Source organism: Streptomyces sp. GC420, assembly GCF_009916105.1.
In the GTDB taxonomy this organism is placed as follows: domain Bacteria; phylum Actinomycetota; class Actinomycetes; order Streptomycetales; family Streptomycetaceae; genus Streptomyces.
This window is the reverse complement of record NZ_JAAAXQ010000671.1, coordinates 1-2,295: the sequence shown is the minus strand read 5'-3', so window position 1 is coordinate 2,295 and position 2,295 is coordinate 1. Positions and strand designations below refer to the sequence as shown.

Below are 2,295 nucleotides of genomic sequence, written 5' to 3'. Positions count from 1 at the left end.
GGGTGGGGGGCGGCCGGGCCGGCGGGGCGCCGGAGGCCTTCGGCTTCGGCCCGGCCGCCGTGCGGCCCCCGCGCACGTGACCTCGCCCACGCCCGGGAAGGCCCGTCGGTGCAGGCTGTGTCGGGCCGGGGGAAGCCGTTGGGGCACGCCGTCTCCTCGCCGGGCGCGACCGGGGTGCCGGCGGTCGCGCCGCGGCGGTGGGAAAAAGGGGGGGCGCGCCGCGGGCCGGTGGGTGACCCGCGGCGCGTCGTGCCGCCGCTTTCACCGTGCCCACCGGCGCCGCCCCTTGTGCCGTGCGCCGGTCGTCCGGTGCCGGTGCGCCGCAGGCGGCCCGGGCCGGTCGGCCCGCGGTCAGGGGTTGACGGCCCCTCGCCGGGGAGTGTGCCCGAGGTGGAGTCGGCTCGATCGTGTGACGGTCGGACTGCGGGCCTGCGGTGTGCCGGGCCGGCTGTTCGGGCTGCGGTGGTCGTGCGACCCGGGACGCCCGGGTACGGCGCCGGGGGCCCGGCCCCGCCGGGGTGACGGTTCGGGGCCGCCCCCGTCGCCTCCGGCCGTGTCCGTCCGGCCGGGTCGTGAGGGAACCGGCCTGGCGGGAGGGGGCCACGGACAAAATCCGTGGCCCCCTCCCGGGGCCGAGTGCGCCGGGCCGGGGACCGGTGCGCCCGGGGGCCGTTCGCGGGAGCGGTCAGGAGGCGTGCGGGGCCGGGGCCCCGGCGGGAGGGCCGAACCAGCGGGTGAGGGCTGTGGCGAGGCCGTCGGTGCTGCCGGTGCCGGTCCAGGCGACGTGGCCGTCGGGGCGGACGAGGACCGCTTCTGCGCCCGCGAGCACGGCGGCGCCGTCGGCCTCGGAGGCGGTGGCCGTGACGGTGTCGACGCGGCCGGCCCAGGCGGCCGCGGCGGCGCGCAGGCGGGCGTTGCCGGCGAGGTCGAGGAGGACCCCGCGCCCGGCGTGCAGCAGCCGGAAGGTGTCGGTCTCGCCGCCGGGTCCGTTCAGCGGGTGCTTGCCGAGGCGGCGGCCGAGCAGCGGGTGGCCGCCGCCGGCGTCGTCGGTGATGTCGTAGCGGACGTCGAGGTGGGAGACGATGCCCGCCAGGTGGCGGCGGACCGTGTCGTAGCCGGTGAGTTCGGTGAGGATGCGGCGCAGCGGCTCGGCCTGTTCGCCGCCGAGGAAGACCGCGCCCTGGGCGCGTGTGTTCATCAGCAGGCGGCGGCCCACCGGGTGGCGCTCGCGGTGGTAGGTGTCCAGGAGGGTCCGGGGGGCGCGGCCGGTGGCGACGGCGGCGAGTTTCCAGCCGAGGTTGACGGCGTCCTGCACGCCGGTGCTCAGGCCCTGGCCGCCGGCGGGCAGGTGGATGTGGGCGGCGTCCCCGGCGAGCAGTACCCGGCCGCGCCGGTATTCGGTGGCCTGGCGGGTGGCGTCGCTGAAGAAGCTGACCCACTCGGCTCCGCCGCCGCTGATGTCCTCGCCGGTGATGTGCTCCCAGGCCTTGGCGACCTCTTCGAAGGTGACGGTGTCGTCGGCGCTGCGGGCGGCCGCGCCGTGCGGGCAGACGATGATGCGGTGCACGCCCTCCTTGAGGGGGGCGGCCATGACCATGCCGTTGGGCAGTGTTTCGCCGAGGTAGCGGGGCTTGAGGTCGAGGCCGGTCACGTCGGCGAGGAACATGGCGCGGGTCGCCTCGGTGCCGGGGAAGCCGATCCCGGCGAGCTTGCGCACCGTGCTCTTGCCGCCGTCGCAGCCGACGAGGTAGGGGGCGCGCAGCTGCCGTATGCCGTCGGGGGTGCGGACGGTGATCTCGGTGTGGTCGCCGTCCAGGAAGCCGTCGGCGAGGTCGTCGATCTCCCAGCCGCGGCGGATGTCGGCGCCGCTGTCGGCGGCCCACCGGGCGAGGACCGCCTCGGTCTGGCTCTGCGGGATGCCGCGGGCGCCGAAGTGGGCGCCTTCCAGGGCGGTGAAGTCGAACTGGACGCCGCCGAAGTGGCCGACGGGGCTGATCTCCAGGGTGTCGCCCTGGCCGAAGCGGGGCAGGAGTCCGCGCTGGTCGAAGACCTCCATGGCGCGGGCGGTGAAGCCGAGGCCGCGGGACTGGCCGGTGGGCTCGGCCAGTTTGTCGAGCACGATCACCTCGGCCCCGCCCAGGCGGAGTTCACCGGCGAGCGTGAGTCCGGTCGGGCCTGCGCCGATGACGATGACGTCGGCGTCCATCGTGGTGTCCTGCATGGTGGGTCCCTCTCGGTGATCAGTGGTCTGTGCTCGGTGTGTCCCGGGGCGGGGGCGGCGGTAGGGAGCGGACC

Annotated in this window: 1 protein-coding gene; it reads right to left on the bottom strand. The window is 76.7% G+C overall.

Translation table 11 applies throughout. The features are described 5' to 3' along the window. Positions 1–685: 685 nt before the first annotated feature. Positions 686–2,221: an FAD-dependent monooxygenase gene (locus GUY61_RS37660; RefSeq protein WP_243767026.1), complete on the bottom strand. Its 1,536-nt coding sequence runs from the start codon at positions 2,219–2,221 to the stop codon at positions 686–688. Between the last annotated feature and the right edge of the window lie 74 nt (positions 2,222–2,295).